The 20,733-nt window shown below is 68.8% G+C and carries 29 protein-coding genes; 24 read left to right on the plus strand and 5 right to left on the minus strand.

Going from position 1 to position 20,733, the window contains the following annotated elements; genetic code table 11:
* Positions 1 to 70: 70 nt before the first annotated feature.
* Positions 71 to 529 (minus strand): helix-turn-helix transcriptional regulator, encoded by a 459-nt coding sequence (locus AB0F10_RS01460; RefSeq protein ID WP_360619761.1) that lies wholly within the window; start codon positions 527 to 529, stop codon positions 71 to 73.
* Positions 530 to 991: 462 nt separating this feature from the next.
* Between AB0F10_RS01460 and AB0F10_RS01465 the strand changes: the two genes are divergently transcribed.
* The 9 genes from AB0F10_RS01465 (at position 992) to AB0F10_RS01505 (ending at position 5,585) form a co-directional block, all read left to right on the plus strand.
* Complete coding sequence (locus AB0F10_RS01465) at positions 992 to 1,228, plus strand: helix-turn-helix domain-containing protein (protein WP_360619764.1); 237 nt, start codon at positions 992 to 994, stop codon at positions 1,226 to 1,228.
* A 95-nt stretch (positions 1,229 to 1,323) separates the two neighbouring features.
* A complete protein-coding gene (locus AB0F10_RS01470) occupies positions 1,324 to 1,575 on the plus strand; it encodes a hypothetical protein (RefSeq protein ID WP_360619765.1) in 252 nt (83 codons plus the stop codon).
* The gene (locus tag AB0F10_RS01475; protein WP_360619767.1) at positions 1,572 to 2,042 is read left to right on the plus strand and encodes a hypothetical protein; all 471 of its coding nucleotides are present in this window, start codon (positions 1,572 to 1,574) and stop codon (positions 2,040 to 2,042) included. Before AB0F10_RS01470 ends, AB0F10_RS01475 begins: the two co-directional genes overlap by 4 nt.
* 84 nt (positions 2,043 to 2,126) lie before the next feature.
* Positions 2,127 to 2,348, plus strand: a complete 222-nt coding sequence (locus tag AB0F10_RS01480) for a hypothetical protein (RefSeq protein ID WP_360619769.1) — start codon at positions 2,127 to 2,129, stop codon at positions 2,346 to 2,348.
* The gene (locus tag AB0F10_RS01485) at positions 2,345 to 2,617 is read left to right on the plus strand and encodes a hypothetical protein (protein ID WP_360619771.1); all 273 of its coding nucleotides are present in this window, start codon (positions 2,345 to 2,347) and stop codon (positions 2,615 to 2,617) included. Before AB0F10_RS01480 ends, AB0F10_RS01485 begins: the two co-directional genes overlap by 4 nt.
* Positions 2,617 to 3,762, plus strand: coding sequence for a hypothetical protein (locus AB0F10_RS01490; protein ID WP_360619773.1), 1,146 nt, complete (start codon positions 2,617 to 2,619; stop codon positions 3,760 to 3,762). Before AB0F10_RS01485 ends, AB0F10_RS01490 begins: the two co-directional genes overlap by 1 nt.
* A 37-nt stretch (positions 3,763 to 3,799) precedes the next feature.
* Positions 3,800 to 4,447 (plus strand): hypothetical protein, encoded by a 648-nt coding sequence (locus AB0F10_RS01495; protein ID WP_360619775.1) that lies wholly within the window; start codon positions 3,800 to 3,802, stop codon positions 4,445 to 4,447.
* Positions 4,444 to 4,608 (plus strand): hypothetical protein, encoded by a 165-nt coding sequence (locus AB0F10_RS01500; protein WP_360619777.1) that lies wholly within the window; start codon positions 4,444 to 4,446, stop codon positions 4,606 to 4,608. The genes AB0F10_RS01495 and AB0F10_RS01500 overlap by 4 nt, the downstream gene beginning before the upstream one ends.
* A gap of 206 nt (positions 4,609 to 4,814) precedes the next feature.
* Positions 4,815 to 5,585 (plus strand): site-specific DNA-methyltransferase, encoded by a 771-nt coding sequence (locus AB0F10_RS01505; RefSeq protein WP_360619779.1) that lies wholly within the window; start codon positions 4,815 to 4,817, stop codon positions 5,583 to 5,585.
* Positions 5,586 to 6,103: 518 nt separating this feature from the next.
* Here the strand turns inward: AB0F10_RS01505 and AB0F10_RS01510 are convergent.
* Together AB0F10_RS01510 and AB0F10_RS01515 are read right to left on the minus strand one after the other, a co-directional pair.
* Positions 6,104 to 6,643: a restriction endonuclease gene (locus AB0F10_RS01510; protein WP_360619781.1), complete on the minus strand. Its 540-nt coding sequence runs from the start codon at positions 6,641 to 6,643 to the stop codon at positions 6,104 to 6,106.
* A complete protein-coding gene (locus tag AB0F10_RS01515) occupies positions 6,644 to 7,660 on the minus strand; it encodes a hypothetical protein (RefSeq protein ID WP_360619783.1) in 1,017 nt (338 codons plus the stop codon).
* Here AB0F10_RS01515 and AB0F10_RS01520 point away from each other — a divergent pair.
* Genes AB0F10_RS01520 through AB0F10_RS01545 form a run of 6 tightly spaced genes read left to right on the plus strand, consistent with a single transcriptional unit; the run spans position 7,659 to position 14,370 of the window.
* Positions 7,659 to 8,084 (plus strand): hypothetical protein, encoded by a 426-nt coding sequence (locus tag AB0F10_RS01520; protein WP_360619784.1) that lies wholly within the window; start codon positions 7,659 to 7,661, stop codon positions 8,082 to 8,084. The two genes, AB0F10_RS01515 and AB0F10_RS01520, sit on opposite strands and share 2 nt — an antisense overlap.
* Positions 8,032 to 9,708 (plus strand): hypothetical protein, encoded by a 1,677-nt coding sequence (locus AB0F10_RS01525; RefSeq protein ID WP_360619785.1) that lies wholly within the window; start codon positions 8,032 to 8,034, stop codon positions 9,706 to 9,708. Before AB0F10_RS01520 ends, AB0F10_RS01525 begins: the two co-directional genes overlap by 53 nt.
* Before the next feature lie 16 nt (positions 9,709 to 9,724).
* Positions 9,725 to 11,872, plus strand: coding sequence for a phage portal protein (locus AB0F10_RS01530; protein WP_360619786.1), 2,148 nt, complete (start codon positions 9,725 to 9,727; stop codon positions 11,870 to 11,872).
* 3 nt (positions 11,873 to 11,875) lie between these two features.
* Positions 11,876 to 12,091 (plus strand): hypothetical protein, encoded by a 216-nt coding sequence (locus tag AB0F10_RS01535; protein ID WP_360619788.1) that lies wholly within the window; start codon positions 11,876 to 11,878, stop codon positions 12,089 to 12,091.
* Position 12,092: 1 nt separating this feature from the next.
* Positions 12,093 to 12,908 carry an HK97 family phage prohead protease gene (locus AB0F10_RS01540; RefSeq protein ID WP_360619790.1) on the plus strand — a complete coding sequence of 272 codons (816 nt, stop codon included), beginning with the start codon at positions 12,093 to 12,095 and terminating at the stop codon, positions 12,906 to 12,908.
* Positions 12,892 to 14,370: a phage major capsid protein gene (locus AB0F10_RS01545; protein WP_360619792.1), complete on the plus strand. Its 1,479-nt coding sequence runs from the start codon at positions 12,892 to 12,894 to the stop codon at positions 14,368 to 14,370. Before AB0F10_RS01540 ends, AB0F10_RS01545 begins: the two co-directional genes overlap by 17 nt.
* 101 nt (positions 14,371 to 14,471) lie before the next feature.
* Here the strand turns inward: AB0F10_RS01545 and AB0F10_RS01550 are convergent, their stop codons facing one another.
* A complete protein-coding gene (locus tag AB0F10_RS01550) occupies positions 14,472 to 15,470 on the minus strand; it encodes a YaaC family protein (protein WP_360619794.1) in 999 nt (332 codons plus the stop codon).
* Positions 15,471 to 15,789: 319 nt separating this feature from the next.
* On the opposite strand from AB0F10_RS01550, the gene AB0F10_RS01555 reads away from it, so the two are divergent.
* The 9 genes from AB0F10_RS01555 to AB0F10_RS01595 are packed head-to-tail and all read left to right on the plus strand — an operon-like array spanning position 15,790 to position 19,759.
* A complete protein-coding gene (locus AB0F10_RS01555) occupies positions 15,790 to 16,113 on the plus strand; it encodes a hypothetical protein (protein ID WP_360619796.1) in 324 nt (107 codons plus the stop codon).
* Complete coding sequence (locus AB0F10_RS01560; RefSeq protein ID WP_360619798.1) at positions 16,110 to 16,712, plus strand: hypothetical protein; 603 nt, start codon at positions 16,110 to 16,112, stop codon at positions 16,710 to 16,712. The genes AB0F10_RS01555 and AB0F10_RS01560 overlap by 4 nt, the downstream gene beginning before the upstream one ends.
* Positions 16,713 to 16,724: 12 nt before the next feature.
* Positions 16,725 to 17,177 (plus strand): hypothetical protein, encoded by a 453-nt coding sequence (locus AB0F10_RS01565; RefSeq protein ID WP_360619800.1) that lies wholly within the window; start codon positions 16,725 to 16,727, stop codon positions 17,175 to 17,177.
* Positions 17,177 to 17,935, plus strand: coding sequence for a hypothetical protein (locus tag AB0F10_RS01570; RefSeq protein WP_360619802.1), 759 nt, complete (start codon positions 17,177 to 17,179; stop codon positions 17,933 to 17,935). The genes AB0F10_RS01565 and AB0F10_RS01570 overlap by 1 nt, the downstream gene beginning before the upstream one ends.
* A gap of 12 nt (positions 17,936 to 17,947) precedes the next feature.
* Positions 17,948 to 18,367 (plus strand): hypothetical protein, encoded by a 420-nt coding sequence (locus tag AB0F10_RS01575; RefSeq protein ID WP_360619804.1) that lies wholly within the window; start codon positions 17,948 to 17,950, stop codon positions 18,365 to 18,367.
* The gene (locus AB0F10_RS01580; RefSeq protein WP_360619806.1) at positions 18,367 to 18,642 is read left to right on the plus strand and encodes a hypothetical protein; all 276 of its coding nucleotides are present in this window, start codon (positions 18,367 to 18,369) and stop codon (positions 18,640 to 18,642) included. Before AB0F10_RS01575 ends, AB0F10_RS01580 begins: the two co-directional genes overlap by 1 nt.
* 4 nt (positions 18,643 to 18,646) lie before the next feature.
* Entirely contained in the window at positions 18,647 to 19,132 is a 486-nt protein-coding gene (locus AB0F10_RS01585) for a hypothetical protein (protein ID WP_360619807.1), read from the plus strand.
* A 22-nt stretch (positions 19,133 to 19,154) separates the two neighbouring features.
* Positions 19,155 to 19,598: a hypothetical protein gene (locus tag AB0F10_RS01590; RefSeq protein ID WP_360619809.1), complete on the plus strand. Its 444-nt coding sequence runs from the start codon at positions 19,155 to 19,157 to the stop codon at positions 19,596 to 19,598.
* 29 nt (positions 19,599 to 19,627) lie between these two features.
* On the plus strand, positions 19,628 to 19,759 hold the full coding sequence (locus AB0F10_RS01595; protein WP_360619811.1) for a hypothetical protein: 132 nt from the start codon (positions 19,628 to 19,630) through the stop codon (positions 19,757 to 19,759).
* 36 nt (positions 19,760 to 19,795) lie between these two features.
* Here the strand turns inward: AB0F10_RS01595 and AB0F10_RS01600 are convergent, their stop codons facing one another.
* Positions 19,796 to 20,689, minus strand: coding sequence for a DUF5677 domain-containing protein (locus AB0F10_RS01600; protein ID WP_360619812.1), 894 nt, complete (start codon positions 20,687 to 20,689; stop codon positions 19,796 to 19,798).
* Positions 20,690 to 20,733 lie beyond the last annotated feature (44 nt).

Raw genomic sequence — 20,733 nt, forward strand, 5'->3', positions numbered from 1 at the left:
AGTGGACTGAGGGGCGGCGCGTCGTGCCGTCGCGCCGGAAGGGAATGTGGCGGCCGTGAAGCCGCGAGAATCAACCTCGGGCGGCGCGTCGCCGGGTGAGATCGGCGCCGCGTGGCTCGTGGGGTTCCGGCATGGTGACTGCCGTGCGCCAGAGGTTCATTGCGGCTTCGAGCGTGTGCCGTAGTGCGGCCCGCGCGGCTTCAGGTACGGATGCGTCGGCGAGTACCCGGTTTATCTCGACCACGATCGGGTCGTACTCGGACTCGTCGGGCGCGAGGTCCAACTCTGCGGCGGTGACGAGCCCAAGCGCGATGGCGGCGCGACGAGGGTTGATGCCGAGCACGATGCACACCTTGCGCACGTACTTCAGGTCCGGGCGTGCTCCGTCGCCGGCCTCCCACCGCAGGTAGGTGGATCGGCTGATGCCTGAGCGCTGGATCACATCGTCTTGAAGAAATCCAGCCTCACGGCGCGCGCTGCGCAGGAGATCGGCGAAGGCAGCGCCTTCGGGGGTCACGTCGTCGCGCATGGCGACACCATAGCCGCTGGTCACGGGTGCCGCGCGTCTCACCCGTGAGACTTCTACTCGCTCCGTCACCGCTGTCTCCTCGGTCCGGGGGTTGATTGCAGCGTGTAGCAAAAGGCTCATGAGTGAGACACTAGCTGCTATCTCACTTCAGCAACAGCGGGAAAGTCCTCTTGATGTTGCACTTACGACACCTTACGGTGGGCGACATGGCCCTAACGCGAGCAAGACTCAGGAGTGTTGGAGACGAGACATCACACGTTGTCCTCAACGAGGATCTTTTCCGTACTCGGACGCGAGCGCTCGGCGCCCGTACCGACGTAGAGCGCTGCGTCGTCGCCGGGATCTCCCGGGCGAGCCTGTACCGGTGGCGGACCGGCGCCGTCACCCCGTCGTTCGATGCGCTGCGCAACGTGGCGCGGCGTCTGGACGTCGACCTCAGCCAGCTCGTTCGTGAGGTGCCCGATGAGCGTGCGTGAGTCGCCCGAGCTGATGCTGACGGTCAAGGAGGCCGCCGCTCAACTCAAGCTCAGTCCGAGCTACGCCAAGAAGCTGATCGCCTCCGGCGAGCTCCCGAGCGTGAAAGTCGGTCGCTGCCGCCGTGTGCGCACCACCGACCTTGGCGCCTACGTCGACGGGTTGACGTGTGACATCGCACCGAACCGTGCAGGGCGTCCGACGGGCTCCGTGGAGGCGGCATGACGGTCGACCACGCTGCGGCCACGACCGTCCGACGCGAGCCGTCACCGCTGCTCACGGCCCACCGGTCTCACGGTCATCCGCCCACCGCCGCGCGGGTGACCACTGATTCCTCGGCGCCGACCCTGGCACGTAAGCCGAGCCGCGAGCGCGTGTTCGCTGCGGTGATCAGCCATCACGGCCGCCACGGCTACGCCCCGACCGTACGCGAGCTGGCCGCGGCCACCGATCTCGGCGTGTCCACGGTGGCCTACCACCTTGACGGCCTGGTCGCCGCCGGCCGGCTGACCCGCCGGCCCGGTCTGGTCCGCACGCTCGTCCCGGCGCCGGCCGCGGTGCGGTCGGCATGAGCGACCTACTGGTCGTCGCCGTCGTCCTGGTCGTGCTCTGCACGGTCGGCGCTGCTATTTCGCTGGCGGAGGCCAACGACCGAGTCAATGGCGCGCTTGCCGCGTGCGACGCCCTCACCCCGCCGCGGCAACGACGCCCGGCGAACGTCTCGACGATCTCAACGACAGGAGCGCTCATGTCCCCTCACACTGCCGATCCGGCGGGCAGCGATCAGGCGCCGCGCGGACTGGCCGCGGTACTGGCCGCCGTCGTCGGCCCCGAGGCCGCCCACCACGCCGCAATCGAGTTCGCGGTGACGGAGGCAGCGTCCGGGCACGTCGACTGCGCCCGCGAAGCGCTGCGAGGTCTGCCCGTCGAGCACCTCCGCGCAGCGATTACCGGTACCGCGGTGGTGTCGCACCTCTGCGCCGGACTCCTGATCGATCGATCCACGACGCCGGCTGACACGTCGCCCGCACGGCCGTAGTTGCCGCCGCCGGCTCGTCGGGACTGGGCTCGACGAGCGGCGGCGACCCGCGGTTCCGCCCACCGCCGGACAGGGGAATTCACCATGATCACGGCTGACCGGCTGGCCGCCTACGGCCACCGACTCGTCAGCGCCATCCAGCAGGGCAAGCCCGACGGCGCGCTCGACGCCCTCGCGCGCCTGGACCGCGCCGAACTGGAACACCTCGTCATGCTGCTGGCCGCCAGCGTCCCCGACACTGACCGGCCCGGCCTGGACGACCTGGTCCGAGAACGATTCGCACCGACTCACGGGTGGCGAGGATGAGCCGCCGGAATGCGCGCGTCGCCTGCCAACCCGGCCCGCCGCTGCTCTACCGCGGCGAGGTGTTCATGGACTGGCACACCCACCGGTCGGCGGCTTCGCCCGGACCGTGCCGAGCGTGCGGACGGCCCACCACGCTGCACGACTGCACCGGCGCGCTTTGTCACAAGGTCTGCGCCGAACGCGAGGCCACCAGCGAACTCGCAGCGCCCGCCGCCGGCCGCCGCGCCCGCGGCCGGCGCGGTCACCTGTCGTTGGTCGGTGGTGGCTGATGCCGTGGGCGAAGTTCTCCGACACCGCCGCGCACCACCCGGCAGTGCTCGCCCCGATGGCCTTCGACCCCGCCGCGTGGCAACCACCGCGGTGGACGCAGGCCGACGTGGTCAACCTGCTCCTCGGAGTCTTCACCCGGTGCGCCGTGCAGTCCGCCGGCTACCTCACCGACTACGTCATCACGCCCGGCGTGCTCGCCAGCACCGCCGGCGACAACTGGCGGCACTGGGCGACGCTGATGGAACGCGCCGGCTACCTGACCCCGGCCGAACTGGACGACGGCGGCCCGGCCTGGCGCCTGGTCGACGACCCCACCAACCTCGTGCACATCCGGCTCAAAGACGAACTGGAGTGGGAGCGGCAGCGCAAACGCGACAACGGCAACCCGGCGCTCACGGTCGCTGTGCGGCTGCGCGACGGCGACGCCTGCCGCTACTGCGGCGTCATCGTGGTCTGGGGCGACCAGCGCGGCGGCCGCGGCGGCACCTACGACCACCGCATCGCCGGACAGGCCGCGGCCAGCCCCGACGACCTGCGCGTCGCCTGCCACGCCTGCAACGCTCGCCGGTCCAACAAGGCCGACGCCGATGATTGGTGCCCGCCCCGGCCTGCACCGGCGGCACCGCACTACGGGCCGAAAACGGCCGCCATGCTGCGCGAGCACGGGCACCGTGTCCGCCGCTCCCGTACCCCGCGACCCGGCACCCGACCGGACCCCGCGACCAGCACCACCCGGCGACCCCGCACCCAGCGCGACACCGCCACCGACACACCCACCGGCGACCCGGCCACCAGCCGGACCCCGCACCGCACCACCGGCACCGCCCCGGCACCCAGCCCGAGCGCACCGGCCGCGACCCCGCACCCGGCGGAACCCCGCGATACCGACACCACCAGCACCACCCCGAGCACCATAACGCCGCCCGGTGCACGCGACCCCGCACCCAGCGGGACACCGCCTGATCAGCCGCAACACCAAGATCAAAAACGATTGGTCGATCCGGCGAATCGGCGGTCTCCGGAACCTGGATCACCGGGACGGGTAGGGACGGGACGGGAGCCCACCTCCCTGTACCCCTCTCCCGACATCCGCCCCCGCCCACCCAGGGGCCGCCGCGGACGCCGACGCCAGCAACCCACCTGACCCCTTCACGCGCACCCCTTGAAGGAGGAACACCCGCGTGTCTTTCCACCTGTGCGAATCTCCGCGCTGCTGGCGCAACCCCGATACCGGCGAACGCGAGCCCCACCCGGCGGCGCCCGGCCTGCTGCTGTGCTGGGCCTGCCGCGACCGGCTCGCCGGCGACCTCGACCGGCTGCCCGACATCTGCGCCGATCTGGAATCCGCGCTGGCCACGACCGGCGGCAACGCGGCCGGCCCGGTCGTGTCCGGCAGTAGGGAACGCGCCCTGCCCCTGAACATCGCCGCGGCGTACGCCCGTACCGAGATCCTGCCGGTGCTGACCTGCTGGTCCGTGCTGGTCGCGCACGAGCGGCGGCTACGCCCGCCCCGCCGCGACGCCGCGGTGCTCGCCCGGTGGCTGCGCCGGCACGTCGATTGGCTCGCCGCGTACCCGGCCGCGGGCGACGCCGCCGACGAGATCGCCGACGCGCGCCGCATCGCCTACCGGGGCGCCTACCCCAACCCGGTGCGCCGCGTCGAGCTCGGCGCGTGCCCGGTGCCCGACTGCGGCGGCACCGTCCACGCGATCGTGCGCGACCCGGCCGCCGTCCTGCCGTCCGCGGCAGCATGCGACACCACCGCCGCGCACGAATGGTCCATGCCGGAATGGCCGCGGCTGCGCCGAGCGATGCGAGCCGCCGCATGAGGTGGCTCGCCGCGGACGAGGCCGCCGCCATGATCCGCCGCGGTGTGCCCGCGGTGTACCGGCTCGCGCACCGGCACGGCTGGCGCCGCTACGTCCATCAAGGACGCACCTACTACGACCCGCGTGACGTAGAGCACACCGTTAAGGGATTGACCAGATAGGAGCGGGTGGGAGATCGTAAACGTCAAGTTGGTGGATTCTACCCACTGACCGACACTCAAGCCCCGCGGCGCCGATTCGGCCCGCGGGGCTTTGTCGTGGCCGCGCCCGGCCCGCCCCGGTCGCACCGGGCACCACACCACAACCCCACGGGCCGCAGCGTCGACCCCGCGGGCAGGCCGGGCGCGCACCACCCAATCTGACGGAGGTGACTCGAACCGTGCTCACCTCCTACTACGCGAGCGACCGGGCCCGCCTGTTCCTCGGCGACGCCCGCACCGTCCTCGCCGGCCTGGACACCGGCAGCGTCGACGCCGTCATCGCCGATCCGCCCTACTCCTCCGGCGGCATGGTCCGCGGCGACCGCACCGCCAGCGTGCACACCAAATACGTCAACAACGACAGCATCAGCGGGCAGACGTTGCCGGCCTTCATCGGCGACACCCGCGATCAACGCGGTTACGCCTTCTGGTCAACGTTGTGGCTCACCGAGGCCGCACGGATCACCCGACCCGGCGGGGTCGTCGCCGTGTTCACCGATTGGCGGCAACTGCCGACCGTCACCGATGCCGTCCAAGCCGCGGGCCTGGTCTGGCGCGGCGTCGTCGCATGGTGCAAACCCAACGGGCGCCGAGTGCCGGGCCGATTCGCCAACAACACCGAGTACCTGGTCTGGGGCACCCACGGCCCCCGCCCGCTCGACACCCTGCCGTACGCCCTGAACGGGCACTACGTGCTCAACACGCCCCGCAACCGCGTGCACATCACCGAAAAGCCCGTCGAGCTGTTACGCGAGCTCGTGCGCATCGCCCCTCCCGACGGAACCGTTCTCGACCCGTTCACCGGCTCCGGCTCTACCGGCGTCGCCGCGCTGGCCGAGGGGCGCCGGTTCGTCGGCGTCGAGATCGACCCGCACTGGGCGGCGGCTACCGCCGGCCAGCTCTCCCACGCCGAGGACCAGGCCGCCACACCGGCGTGAGCGCCCCCGTCAGGGGTTACCAGGGACGCGCAACCGGTAGCCGTGGCCTCGTCGCAAGCCGGTCCAATTCACGGCCTCAAGGCGCCTTCTCCACGGGGGTCGCTATGCCCACCGGTCTCAAGGGGCGCCCGTACCGCAGGCTCACTCATCAGGTCTTCGCGGAAGAGACCCACTGCTACCTGTGCGGCGGCTACGTCGACCAATCCCTGCCGCGTACGCACCCCATGTCCCGCACTGCTGACCACGTGCACGAGCGACAACTAGGCGGGGCGCCACTCGACAGAGCCGGCCTACGCCTCGCGCATCGACGCTGCAACGGACGCAAGGGCGCGCGGGTGCGCCACGCCTTGGCGCGCGACGGGGCAGCGCTTAAGCCCATGACCTTCGACATCCACGTCGACGTGAGCGCCCTATGACGGGGGCGGGGGTCGAAGTTTCGGCGTACGCGCCCGGCTGACCCCACGCCCAGGGTCTCCCATCTATCCCCCCGCGGGGGTGGGGAAAGGTGGTGTCATCGGCTACCCCAAGTGGACCGATCCATGTGCAGTGAGTGCAAGATTGCGTTGGTGGAGCAAGGCGACCAAGTCGCTCGGACCCTCCAGCTTTCCGAGGTCTTCAGTGGTGATCAAAAGGATCCGTATCCCACGAACGAGCGCGGCCGCGCCAATCGCGTGAGCCCGGCCTCTGTGTTCCTGGTGTCCGGTTATTCCGTTGGCCGCAGCTAGCACGCCAAGAGAGCATCCTCGATCTGCTAGCACATTGACGAAATACCCGAGCGTGGTGCTGTCGACTGGGTTTGACCAATTCTTGCACTCTACGAGAAATATCTCGGGGAGCATCCGAAGCCCACCTTGAACCTTCTCGTTAGCGACAGTGATGTCGACCTCTTCGGTTCCGTAATAGTTGAGAGTATTGCGTTGCACCTGGCAGCCAGGAACGGATTCCAGCAAGTATGAGAGCAGATTCTCGTAGCGTCTTCCGCGACGCTCCGGAGTGCTGCCAGGGTCGCCTGCGCGACGCAGGTATGTGGCAACTCTGGCTTCAAACATGCTCGCCATTTAGCGGTCCAGTCCGTGAATAATGGCGTTGCGCTCGTTATTCAGCACCGTTGCTAGCGGTTCGTGACGCAGGCGACGAGTAAGTTCTTCGATGTCAAGCACTATTACGTTCGGCCATGCTCCACCCTTTGGATTGCTAATCCGACCGGCTGGCTTCCATCTATAGTAGAGCAGCAGGGACCAGGGAGCATCGCGCGTGAGGGCGTAGAGCTGTAGCTTTTCGAGGGTTTCTCGTGCAACTGGCCCCTTGCGAAGAATTTTCACCTCAACAAGCAGTGGTCCCGGAATGAATCGCTCGGTTCCGGGCACCCAGGCGGCCATGTCGCCAATTCCCTCGTCGTCAGAGGTTGCTACAACCTCCGCCCCCGATGCCTTGAAAAGTCGTAAGGCAAGATCTTCAAGACGTCGTGCCGTTGATTGGATCGCCTCGCCGAAACCGGAGATCTCAAAATCCTGACGGAGTTCGGCCAGTTCTCGACTAATCAGTTTTAGATCGAAGGAGTCTGTCCGTCGGGGTGGTATGGCCAGTTCTGACGACTTTCCAACCGACTGAAGAAACAGGCTGAACTGGCTAGCTAGGGCGACTCTATTGTTGGTGGGGATACGCGCCACTGGCAGCGAGAATAATGCTGCGTCAAGGCGGCGTGGCGGCTCAACGAACAGCAAGACAGGTATTCCGGCACCAACGGCCTCGCCCAGCTCAAGGTACAGAGACGCTGGCGTCTCCCAGCCATGATCGGCTGGGAAGATTGCGCACACCATGTCGACTGTCGGGAGCCAGCCTCTCCTCGGGAGAGTTGCGGCATCAAAGGCTTGGGCGGGTTCTACGACCTCCACGCCGAGATCCGACAACACCTCACGTACGGAGCTTAGGTCGGTGGGATGTTCTGCGATCAGATAGCAGCGCACATTGCGACGGTACCGGAGCGTGTCGGTCAGCGGGACTACCGTCCGGTCAAGTTCAATGCTCTCCGCCCCTGCCCGCACGCCGTGCTGTGCCAGGGGAGGTGAATCCATGTCCGATATGCCTGTCGGCCTGGAAGGACGTGGACGCAAGCTCTGGCGGGAAGTTGCCGCAGGCCCGGGGTCGCGGCTCGGTCCGCTTGAGCTGCTGCTGTTGGCCGAGGCGTGCCGTACCGCTGACCGGCTTGAGCGCCTCGATGGTGTCATCCGCGGCAAGGGCAACGAGTGGATCACCCTCGCCGCGGAGCTCGAAGACCGCAGCGAGGTCGCCGTCGTGATCGACGCCGCGCTATCCGAGGCCCGCCAGCAACAAGGCCGACTCACGAGCATCGTCGCCGAACTGCGGCTGCGCACCGCCGGCGCCACCGCGCCGACCGGCAAGCCCGTCCCGGCCCCGCCGCCGACTGCTGCGGAGGTGCCCGCCGGTGTCTCCAGCATCATCGGCCGCGCCGTCCGCGCTGGACCCCGAGCAGGGTAAGCCCCGCGTCCGGGTCGTCCCGCCGTACGCCTACACCTACGGCCCGCTCGCCCGGGACCTGGCCGCGGCCGCCGGGCTGGTGCTCGACCCGTGGCAGGACGACATCCTCACTGCCTCGCTCGGTGTCGACGCCGCCGGCCGCTACACCGCGTTCGAGGTCGCGCTCTGGGTGTCGCGGCAGAACGGCAAGGGCGCGATCATCGAGGCCCGCGAGTTGGCCGGGCTGTTCCTGCTCGGCGAGCAACTGATCATGCACTCGGCGCACGAGTACAAGACCGCCCTGGAGGCGTTCCGCCGGCTGCTGACCTGTCTCGGCAAGCTCGGCCGCAAGGTCTCCGACACCCTGTACGAGATCGACGGCCCGCCCGACGAGCACGGCCAGCCGACCGTGATCCGGGTCAAGGTGACCAATACCAACGGCGAGGAAGGCGTCGAGCGCCTCGACACCGGCCAGCGCATCCGCTTCATCGCCCGCAGCAAAGGCAGCGGCCGCGGCTTCTCCGGCGACCTGATCATCCTCGATGAGGCGTTCGCGTTGACGCCGGAGATCATCGAGGCGTTGATGCCGACCATGTCGGCACGCGACAACCCGCAGATCATCTACGCAAGCTCGCCGCCGCTGTCGTACGAGTCCGGCGAGGTCATGTTCGGCATCCGCGACCGCGGCGAGCCCGAACCCGACCCGGACCACCCCGACGACCCGGTACCGCCGCCGGCCCCGGAGCTCGCCTACGTCGACTTCGGCCTCGCCGGCGACCTGGACCACCTGGCGCACAGCGCCAGTTGCAAGACTGACTGCGCACGCCCGGAGATCGATCTCGACGACCGGGCGAACCACCGCCGGGCCAACCCGGCGCACGGCTACCGGATCACGCAGCGGTTCACCGACCGGGAACGCCGGGCCATGACCGACCCCGGGTTCGCCCGGGAACGGCTCGGCATCTGGCCCGCCCGGGTAGCGAGGAAAGACCCGCCGCCGATCGACCCGCGGGTCTGGGTGGCGATGTGCGACCCGGCCAGCAAACGCGCCGGTGACGTCGCGCTCGGCCTGGACGTGACGCCGATGCGCGACCGCGCCGCGATCCTGCTCTACGGCCACCGCGCCGACGGACTCGGCCACCTCAAGGTGGTCTCCTACGCCACCGGCACCGACTGGATCATTGCTCGGCTGCTCGAACTGATCGAGCAACTCGACCCGGTCGCCATCGGTGTCGACAGTGCCGGCAGCGCCGCCGCGCTGCTCGACGACCTGCGTAAGGCCGGCATCCTGACCGCCGAGGAACGCGAGCGACGCCGCGTAGCGGAGGGGTTCGCCCGCCGGGCCGAGGTGCCGCACACCCGCGGCGACATCGTGCTGTTGAAGACCCGCGACGTCGCCGCCAGCGTCGGCCAGTTCGTCGACGCGTCCCGCGGACTGCGGATGCGCCACACCAACGACCCGGCGCTCAACGACGCCGTCACCGGCGCCAAATTCAGGCCCCTGGGCGACGCCGTCGCGTGGGGCCGGCGTCTGGCCTCCTGCGACATCAGCCCGCTCGTGGCCGGCAGTAACGCCCGGTGGGCCTTTTACGAGTGCGTCGACGCGCTCGCCGCCGATTTCGAGCCCGGGGCCTACTACGTCTGACCTGGTAGGAGGCCCCGTGTCGGTGCTCGACACCATGCGGCAGGCATGGGCCAAACTCCGCAGCGGTGGCGCCCGGCAGGCCGCCCGGCAGGCGTGGGCCGGCATGTTCCAGACCTACGGCGAGCCCAACGCCGAACGCGTCCTCAGCAGCTATCAGCAGTTCGCGGAGAAGGCGTTCGCGGGCAACTCCGTGATCTTCGGGCTGATGTTGGCCCGGATGCTGCTGTTCACCGAGGCCCGCGCGACGTTCCGCAACCGCGACACGAAGAAGCTGGAACGCACGGACGCGCTGGACAAGCTGGAACGGCCGTGGCCCAACGGCACGCTCGCCGACCTGCTCGCCCGCATGGAGCAAGACGCCTCGCTTGCCGGTAACGCGTACGTGCGTGATGCCGGCGACCAGTTGGAGCGGCTGCGCCCGGACTGGGTCACCATCGTCAGCGAGGTCGTCGAGGCCGACGACGGCCACCAGTTGCGCACGGTCATCGGCGTGGTTTACGACCCGGTCGGCGACCCCGACCGCGACATCGACTTCTTCCCGATCTCCGAGGTGGCGCACTGGGCGCCGATCCCGGACCCCCTGGCGAACTGGCGCGGTGTCTCCTGGATCACCCCGGCGATGCGGGAGCTGAACGCGGATCTGTCGATGACCGAGCACCGGGAGATGTTCTTCCGCAACGCGGCCACGCCGAACATGGTCATCAAGTACAGCGGGAAAATGTCGCCGGAGCAGGTCAAGCGGATCGGTGACCGGATCAACGCCCGGCACGGCGGCCCCGAGAAGGCCGGCCGGACGCTGATTCTCGACGAGGGCGCCGACCTACAGGTCGTGGGCGCGCAGATGCGCGACGTGCAGTTCGACGAGCTGCAAGCCGCCGGCGAGAACCGGATGGCCGTCGCCGCGCAGGTCCCCGCCATCGTCGCCGGCCTCAAAGAGGGCCTGGACAGCGCCGCGTGGTCGATGTACCGGCAAGCGTTGCGCCGGTTCGCCGATCAGACCATGCGGCCGCTCTGGCGCGGCGCGTTCGCCGCCCTCGCCACCCTCGTCGACATCCCCGAGGGCTGCGAGCTCTGGTACGACGTCACCGACATCGCCGCCCTGCAAGAGTCCGAGCAGGAAGCCGCACAGACCGCGCAGACCAACGCCGGCACCCTGTCGACGCTGACCGCGGCCGGCTTCACCTGGCAAAGCGCCGTCTCGTACGTCGCCTCCGGCGACCTGTCGCAGTTGGACCACTCCGGGCTCTACTCCGTGCAGCTCCGCCCACCCGGCGCCGACGAACCGACACCGGCCGCTACGGCGCCGCCGGGTGCGGCGACTGTCGGCACCGACCCGGGCGACGACGAGGACCAGGACGACGACCCGGACGCCCGCGACGGCGGGGACGCTGACGCCGGCGACGACGGCCACACCGCACGGGCACGGTTCGCCGACCTGCTCATGCGGGCGTGGCTGGGTGAGCCACTCGACGCCGAGGAACGGCTCGAGCTGCTGCGCGGCTTCGATGCGGACCTGCACCCGCGGGACCACCGCGGCCGATTCCGCAAGATCGCCTCACCGGACATCGCCGACGGGCTGATCCCGCTCGGCAAGCTCCGCGACGAGCGGCTCGACTCGCTGTTCGCCGACATCCACCACGAGCCGGCACCCGACGAACGCGCCTTCGAGCGCATCGGTGACGAGTGGGACCGCCGCGACGCCGCCGAACGGCAGCGCCAGGACCGGATCACCGATCTTGTTGCTGCGGGCGCTGACTACCTCGCCGCGTACGCCGACGTCTACGGCCGTGACTCCGAGAAGCTGCGCCGTGAGCAGCGTTTCGCGCTCATCGACGCCGAGCGCCGCGCCGGGGAGACCCGCCGGCAAGCCGTCCGCCGCGCCTACGACGAGTGGACGCACCTGCGGTACCTCGCTGCGGAGACCGAAACCCGCGGGCACCTGCTCACCGGCGAAGCGACCGTGCGTGGCATCCACCCGGTGTCGCTGTTCTCCGGCCCGGCCGTGCGCGCCCGTAAGCACGCCAGCGAGGAACTCAAACGCTGGTGGGAGGACAACGGCGGCCGCGTCACCTTCACCGAATTCCGGCACCGGATCTACGGCGGCGACGGCGCCGAGCTCGATCAGATCCGGCTAGGCGGCAATGGCCGCGACTTTGGAGTGTGACCGGTGCCGACCCGAACTGAGCTCGACGCCGCGGGCGCCGCCGGCCACGCCACCGCCGCGGCCGGCGGCCCCGTGACGGCCTGCCCGTACGCCGCGCAGCGCACCCCGGCCGAACGTGCGCTTGCGCTCGCACTGGCGTGGGTCAGCGCGTATCTCGCCGAACGGCCACCGGCGCCCGGCGTCGTCGACCACGACGACGACACCGCGAAGGAGCCGTGACGTGCACCTGACCTACGACCGCACGTTCGCGCTCGACGGTATCGAGATCCTGCGCAGCGGCGACGGCAGGACCGTCGAGGCGTACGCCGCGGTGTTCGACGAGCCGACTGAGGTCCGCGACCAACACGGCCACTACCAGGAAGAGATCAACCGGGCAGCGTTCAACCGCACTCTGTCGCACGGCATCGACCGGATCGGCGTGTTCTATAACCACGGCGTCAACCCGCTCACCGGCAAACCCGACGCCGCGCTGTCCGTGCCGATCGCCCGGGCGGTCGATGTCCGTGTCGACGGCCGCGGCCTGCGCACCGTCAGCCGCTACAACCGCGGGCCCGTCGCCGATCAGGTGCTGGAGTCGATCCGCAATCAGGAGATCCGCGGCCAGAGCTTCCGCGGCCGGATCATCCGCTCATCGCCAAACGGTCGCATCCCGCGACCCGGCCCCGGCGGCAAGCTGCCCCGCGTGGTCCGCCACGAGCTCGGCCTCTCCGAATACGGCCCTACCCCCGCCCCGATCTACGCGGGCGCCGAGATCCTCGCCGTGCGGTCGATCACCGACATCGCCGGCGAGCTCGCCGCCCTCGACCCCGACGCGCGCGCCGACCTCGTGCGCGCGCTCACCGCAGCCACTCCGAACCGAGACCAGCGTCTCGGTGACGACCCGGACGCGGCACCCGCCACTCCCGACCGATCGGGATCCGGCGCCGAGGACCCGCCCGCAGAATCCGGGCACTCCGGTCGGCTCGCCATCGCCCGCGCGCGTGTGCGCCTGGCGAACCTGCACCTAGGAGCGAGCAGCAATGCCCAAGGTTCGTAAGCCCGAGATCATCCGCGCGGCCATGGTCGCGCTTCAGAGCGAGCTCGCCGAACTCGGCGAGCTCGACGAGCCCACCGACGAGCAGGTCACCCGCGCCGCGGACACCATCCCCGCCGAGTGGGAGGCCCTCAACGCGGAGCTCGACGAAGCCACCAAGCAGGCCGCGCAGCGCACCGAGATCCTCTCCCGGGCGCTCGACGGGCCGGACGCCGAGCCCGGCGACGGCGCCCGCCGCCCGGCCAAGGAGATCACCCGGGGCGGCAGGTTCGGGGCGCCGCACATCAAGCGTTCCGACGAGAGCATCTACGACCGGCTCGACCTGGTCCGCGCCGGTCGCTTCGACGACGGCGACGTCATCGAGCGAGCCCGCTACGCCATCGACCGGGCACCGGCGCACATGACCGATGTGGCCCGCGCGCACGTCGAGGACCTCGTGACAGTCGACGACGGCGACGAGAACCGGCAGGCAGGGCACATCGCCCGGCACGTGCTGTGCACCGGTTCCGCCGAGTATCACGAGGCGTTCCGGGCGTACATGCGCGACGGGCACCCGGGCGAGATCCTGCGCGCCACCATGACCCTCGTCGACGCCCAAGGCGGCTACTTGGTGCCGTTCACCCTGGACCCGACGATCATCCTGACCAACGCGGGCATCGTCGACCCGCTGCGCCGGCTGTCCACGATCAAGCAGATCGCCACCGACACGTGGAACGGCGTCACGTCCGCCGGTGTCAGCTCGGCGTGGACCGCTGAGGGCGGCGAGTTCCCCGACGGGTCGCCGACCTTCGGCCAGCCCACGATCACCCCGCAGGCCGCGGACATCTGGGTCGAGGGCACCTACCAGATGCTCGCCGACTCCGGGTTCGCCTCATCGCTGGGCCGGCTCCTGGCCGATCAGAAGCAGATCCACGAGGGGCAGGCGTTCGCCACCGGCAACGTCGGCGCGACCCGCCCGCGCGGTGTCGTCGCCAAGATCGCCAGCGTGGCCGGGTGCCTGGTCGCGTCCGCGGCCAACGGCGCGCTCGCGCAGGCCGACGTGTACGCCGTTTCCGATTCGCTGCGCGCGCGGGACTCCGACCGGGCGCAGTGGCTCGCCCACAAGCGGATCTACAACAAGGTCAAGCAGCTCGACGCGTCTGGCGGCTCGGCGTTCTGGGCCGACATGGGCGTCGGCATCCCCGCGAACCTGCTCGGCGCGTCGGCGAACGAGGCGTCGAGCATGACCAGCACCGTCGCGGCCGGCGCCAACGTGCTGCTCGCCGGCAACTTCGAACACTTCGTGATCGTCGACCGCGTCGGGATGAGCGTGCAGTACGACCCGATGCTCAAGGGCGCCAACGGCCGCGCCAACGGCAAGGCCGGCTGGGCGGCGTTCTGGCGCGTCGGCTCCGACGTCGTCGACGTCGACGCGTTCCGGCTGCTTCAGCTCTCCACCGCCCCGGCCGTCACGCCGCTCGGCTGAGCACGCAACGACGAACGGCCCGACTGGCGGGTCGGGCCGTTCGTCGAGCATTGCTGGATCGAGTTCATCTGGCCGGCGGCAGCCGGCCGCCGCACCCGCGACTAACCCGGGTCGTCGATGTTAAGCAAGATATTTTGCAGCATCTCGGGAATCCGCTCGACAGCATCGTCGAGGATGTGCTCGATTGCCGTTGCATGCGGAGACGTGTTGATATCGATCATTCGGGACCATTTTGCTGGTTCATACCGCGCCAGTGACGACAAGCCGAGCAATACGCACCACCAAGCGAGAACAGGGTGGAGAGGTCTAGCCATCGATCCAACCGGCGGCGTAATGAACTTCCAGTCGCGCGACCTGGAGCCGTAGTGGGCCACCATACCTGAACCATTTTGGAGGATTGCCGGACGATCTCCGTCGCCTAGCTCCCATACCAAATCTATGCCCAGTCCAGCCGGCATGAGATCTTGAAATCGAAATTCTTGGCGCGCATCCCAGGCAACACCCGCAAGCGCCGGGTATTGGGAAAAGAACTTAGCTAACCCTGCCTTATCCTCACCGAATTCAGTGCGCACGTGAGGCCGAATCCAGGCAAGGGAGGCACCCCAGTACGGGCCGTGCTGCGGCCACGGTCCAGGGTCGAACATTAAGGCCGACAACGTCTCCTGCTTTGACAGCGGCTCGGATCCGGTTTCCGGAATTAAAGGCCAAAGCGTACCGAGACTAACCTTCTCATCCGGAACCAAAGGATCAAACGCCAGCACCTTTGCAACAGCCTGAAAGATTCCATCCCCCGCAGAATAGACCGTTACGTCTGCGACAGTCGTTGCATTGGTGTCCGCACTCAAGCCGTGCCCCGTGACCGCCCAGTCCTGAGCAATCCGAGGGGAAGCCGCAATGACTGCCCGGCCACCCTGCGAGAGCGCATAAAACAGGTGCACCGCGCGGGTGGCGTAGTCTGCGTTGCCCGCAGCCTTAACGAACTGCTCACTTTGCTCCAGCGCTGCCTGGAACGTGGTTCGCCGCGCACCTTTCGAATTGGCAAACCCGGGCGGATCGTGCCGAAGTGATCGAAGCACCCGCCACGTACTACTGGTTGCCACAACAAAACTCCTTGGACCGGGCCACCCTAAGAAGCGGCCGAACCGTGTTGGCGTTCGGCAGATAACGCGGGTGATCTGCTACAGCCAGGGATGCGAATCCTAACGACAAGCGGTTCATGATCGCACGCATTAATTCGGCATTCGCGGATGCTCTCCCGCAGCAACCGACCGTTTTGGCGCCTCGCATCGGTTCGCCCCAGCTGCGGACGCGTCCCGGCGTTGCACTGCACCGCGCGCCACCCCGCGCAGTCCCACCGGCACCGACAGCCCACGTCGAGGCCTGGCCCGCGGCGTGCCCGACCCGCCCGGAGGCCTACCCATGTCCCAGCCCACCGCCCCGATCGTGCGTGCCCGCGGTACCGCGTTCGTCGGCTTCGACGGCCGCGAGGTCCGTATCGGCCTCGGCGACGAGTACCGGGCGGATGACCCGCTCGTTGCGGCGTACCCATCGATGTTCGGCCCGCCGCCGACCGTCCTCTCAGCGCCGATCGCGGACGCTCCGATCGCCGAGGACACTCCGGCGGCCCCGGCCGTCGACGAGCCCCAGGCGTCCGCCCCGATCGACGAGCCAGCCACGCCGGCACCCCCGATCGAGGAGCCCGCACCGCGGACCCGTCGGCGCCGGCCGGATCCGACCCGGTGACTGTCCCGGGGCCGGTTCTCTACTACCCGCTTGAGCTGTTCAAACTCGGCATGTCCGCCGGCACGAACACCGGCCGTGACGCGCTGCTGCTCGACGCCCTCGAAAGCGCGTCACGGGCGGTCGAGACGTACTGCGGTGGCCGGATCTTCTACCGGACCGCGGCCGTCGCCCGCTCGTTTCGCGTCCGCGACCGGGTCGCCGTGTGCGACGACGGCGACGAGCTGCTCGTCGAGGACATCGCCGCGCCGCCGACGCTGGTCGAGGTCCGCACCGGCCGCGGCGGTAGCTGGCGCACAGTCACCGTCTACGACCTGGAACCCGACACCGCCCTTGAGCGGCTGCGGCCCGTCACCTCGCTGCTGGCCGACACGGACACGTGGGGAACCGACCGGGTGCGGGTCACCGCGGAATGGGGTTGGCCGGCCATCCCAGCCGACATCCGCGAGGCCACCAAGCTTCTCGCCAACCGGCTCTACAAGCGCAAGGACTCGTCCACCGGCGTCGAGGGCGTCGGCGAGTGGGGGCCGGTGCGGGTCGCCGCGTCCGACCCGGACGTCCGCGCGCTGCTCGACGCCTTCCGCCTTCCGTCCGCGGCCTAGGAGTGCGCCCCTGTGGATTACGACCTGGTCGCCGAGGCGCTCGCCGCGGCCGCCCGTACCTGCACCTACGACGACCCTTCCGGACATCCGACGCTCGCCCTCAATGCGCACGGCTTCGCCCGCGACGAGATCGACCCGCCGACCTTCGAGGTCGGTGAGGTCGAGATCGGCGACGACGAAACCTTCACCGACGATGACGGCGGGGCGCTGGAGTCGCCGCTGTTCACCTGCCGGCTCTACGTCTCCCGGGCGTCCGACGGCGACCTCGCGCACCCGCTGCTGCGCCGGTTCCTACGCCCGCGCGGCCCCGGTTCGGTCAAGGCGGCGCTGGAGGCCGATCGCACGCTCGGCGGCCTGGTCGACGCGCTCATTGTCGGCAAGCGGTTCGGCTACGGCGTCTATGACGTCGGCGGCATCGACTACCTAGGCGCCAGATTTTCGGTGCGCGTGTGGGGGCGTGGCTGATGGCCGACGTACTGATCAACGCCCGGATCTTCGGCGCCGGGGTGAACTTCTCCGGCCAGTCCAACAAGGTCGAATTCACGGTCGAGGCGGACGAGGCCGACGCCACGGTGTTCGAGCCGGACAACCCCGCCGACGCCGGGTGGAAGGCACGCCGGGCCACGGTCCTCGACTTCAAGGCCGCGTTTTCCGGGCACTGGTTCGCCGGCGACCCGTCCAAGGTCGATGACGCGCTGTGGTCCGGACTCGGCGCCGTCGACGTCTGGACGTTCGTCAAAGGCACCGGCGCCGTGGGTGATCTGGCCTGGTCCGGGCAGACCCTCGAAAGCAAGTACAGCTTCCTCGGCGACCACGGCAAGCTCGCGCCGTTCGACGCCAGCCTCGCCGGTTCAGGCCCGCTGGTCCGCGGCCGCGTCGCGCACCCGCACACCGTCGTGCGCAGCGCGGCCGGCACCGGCGACGACCTCGTGTTCGCCGCCGGTATCCCCGCCGGGCAGCACCTTTACGCCGCACTGCACGTGTTCTCCGTCGGCGGGACCGGCGTACCGGCTCTCTCCGTGATCGTCGAGTCAGACGACAACCCGGGTTTCACGACCCCCGTGCAGCGCCTCGCGTTCGCCCCCGCCACCGCGGCGCAGACCGGGCAACTGCTGCGCGCGGCCGGCCCGGTCACCGACACGCATTACCGCGTCCGCTGGACCGTCACGGGCGGCACGCCGTCATTCCTCTTCGCCGCCACCCTCGGCGTCGCCCCCGCCTGAAGGAGCCACCACGTGCCTACCGGAATTCTCGTCCTGACCGACTGCGTCCTCACCCTCGGCGGCACGGCGGTCACCACCAAGGCCAGCAAGGTTGAACTACCAGTCGAGGTCGACGAACTCGACGTGACCGTGTTCGGCGGCCAGTGGAAGAAGCGCACGGGTGGTCTGCTCGACGCCAAACTCAACGCCGCGTTCTTCAACGAGTACGCCGGCGGTGACCTCGATGAACTCACCTGGAATTGGATCATCGGGCGGGTGCCAATCCCGTTCACGGTCAAGCCCACGTCTGCCGCAACCGGGCCGACCAACCCGCAGTGGGGCGGCCTGGTACTGCCCAAGTCCTACGCACCGATTTCCGGCGACGTCGGCAGCGTCAACAAGTTCGACATCAGTTGGCCGACGTCCGGCGCGGTCGCCCGGGCGGTCGCCTGATGCGCGCGCACGTCCAGATCATCGGCACCGGCGAGAACACGGCTGTCTCGCTCGACGGCGTCCCGGTGCCGGCCGGCACCATCAACCGGATCGACCTGCGCGCCACCCCCGGCACCCTGCCACGCCTCGAACTGCGTTTCGTGATCACCCGCAAGGCCACCCTTGACGTGGAGGCCGAGGTGGTCGTCGACGACACCACCGCGACCGTGTTGCACGAGCTCGGCTGGACACCGCCGGCCCTCGGCGACGCAGCCGACCAGGCGCCGGCGGAGTAGGGCCGTGCCCGCAGAGCTCCGCACCGATCTCCCGGAAGCGCTGAACCGGCTTGCCCGCGCGCTGGAGGCGGAAGGCTCGGCGCGGTTCCGTACCCGGCTGGCCCGCAACCTTGAGCACGCGGCCCGCCCGGGCGCCGACGCCGTCCGGTCCCGCGTCATGGCGATCCCGTCGCGCGGCGGGCGCCGCAACGGCGGTTCGATCCGCCGCGCTATCGCCCAGGCCGTCCGCGTCGAGGTGCGCCTTGAGCCCGGCCTGACCGGCGTGCGCATCTCCATCGGCCGCAAGAGCATGCCGCGGCAGTTCGCCAACGCGCCCAAGCGGTTCAACCAGCAAACATTCCGGCGGCCGGTCTACGGCCGCCGGTCGGTTCGCCAGCGCGGCGAACCGTATTTCGAGTCCACGTTGCAGCCCGGGCGGCCCCGCTACGCGCAGGCATGCCACGAGGCGATGGACGACATGGCGGACCGCATCGGCGGCCGCATCCGCTAACCCATCCGAGAGGCTCCGAATCGTGCTGCTGAACTACCACCCCGCCGGCCAGGACGAGGCCACCGTCTACGAATTCAAGCTTGAGCACCTGCGCTCCAAGGAAATCGAGGCCATCGAAAAGCGCACCGGCGGCATGGCGTTCGGCTCCGAGTTCCGCGAGGCCCTGCTCAAGGGCTCAGCGCTGGCCCGCCGGGCGCTGCTCTGGACCTTCGAGCGCCGCCAGCATCCGTTCCGCAAGTTCGACGATGTCGACTTCGCCGATGGTGAGGTCGTGCTGGAGCTCGACGCCGGGGAGCTGGTCGAGCAGCGCGAGCAGGTACTCAAGATGGCCGAGTCCGGCGGGCTGCACCCCGACGACGTCGAACAGGCCCTCATGATGATCGACGTTTCGCTTGCCGAGTGGCGCCGCAAGCACCCCGACGAGGACCCGGAAGACGCAGCGGGAAAAGCCCACACGGCGAGCTAGTCGCGCGTTACTGGCTCGCGTTCGCCGAAGTGCTGCACCTGTCCCCGTCCGACGTCGACCAGCTCACCTACGCCCAGGTACACCAAGCGGTCGAGCAGCTCGACGAACTCAAACGTAAGCAGGACGCCGAAGCGGCCGCCGCAGCGGCCGCGGATAGCTGAGGTCGCCGGTAGCAGCCCTCACTCCGTTGGGCTGCTTCAGTGTTTCAATGGTCCGTTCGGGGTCAGATTCCATTCGTGCGCGTGTACCAGCGGCACCTTGCCTGCTGCCAGGAGTCGGTCGAGGACCGGCTGCATCTGATCCCAACCCACAGCATCGTCGCTGCTGATGCCGGCTGCTTCCAGGAACGGAATTGCTACCTTCCAGGTCTCCGTATATAGCCGCCAGAGTTGATCCAGGGCAAAAGAGGCCAGGTGCTCGCGGAACTCCTGCTTATCCGTGATTAGTGCACCACGTGGATGGCCCCAACCCCGCCGTAGGATTTCACCTGCCGAAAAATGCAGCGCTCGACTGGTTGCGGCGTGGAGGTAGTCGTAAAGAGCGCGCTGGCCAGCCCTGTCTGCGATCCAGTCGGCGGAAGGAAGTGTCCCGCCCGACCATCGGTACTTGATTTGCAGCCCCTTAAGTTGGGTTTTGACCGTCTCGCGTTCGCGTTCTGCGGCTTCCAGAAACGGAAGTGGATACCAGAGCTGCGCCATGACATCGTCGCCGACGTAGCTTCGCTGAGCGAGGAGCGATCTGATTGCGTCCCATTTGCCCAAATGCAAAAATAGCTCTTGTGACTCCTCAAGGTCGAGCTGGCTGAAGAATTCGAGATACATGGCATCCTCTAGTGCCGCTCGAATGAACGCAACTGCCAAATGTCCGAGGCCATTACGGCTGAGGAGGGTTGCTGCGTTAATACTTTCTAGCTGGCGGCGCAACGAGCTATTGAATGCGAGTAGCCGATAGTCGGCCTCAACGTCGGACCATTTTAGGGTACCCACTCGCAAAATGCGGTCGGCGATTTTCGCAAACTCCTCGGTGGCTTCAACGCGCTCACTAAATGGCGTTCCGTCCACGATAGTGCTGAGATCCTCTGAATCCTGCATCAGCCCAATGTAAGGCAACTTGGTTTGCCAGAGGCAACGCGAGT

The organism is Actinoplanes sp. NPDC026623, from assembly GCF_040638275.1.
Classification (GTDB): Bacteria; Actinomycetota; Actinomycetes; order Mycobacteriales; family Micromonosporaceae; genus Actinoplanes.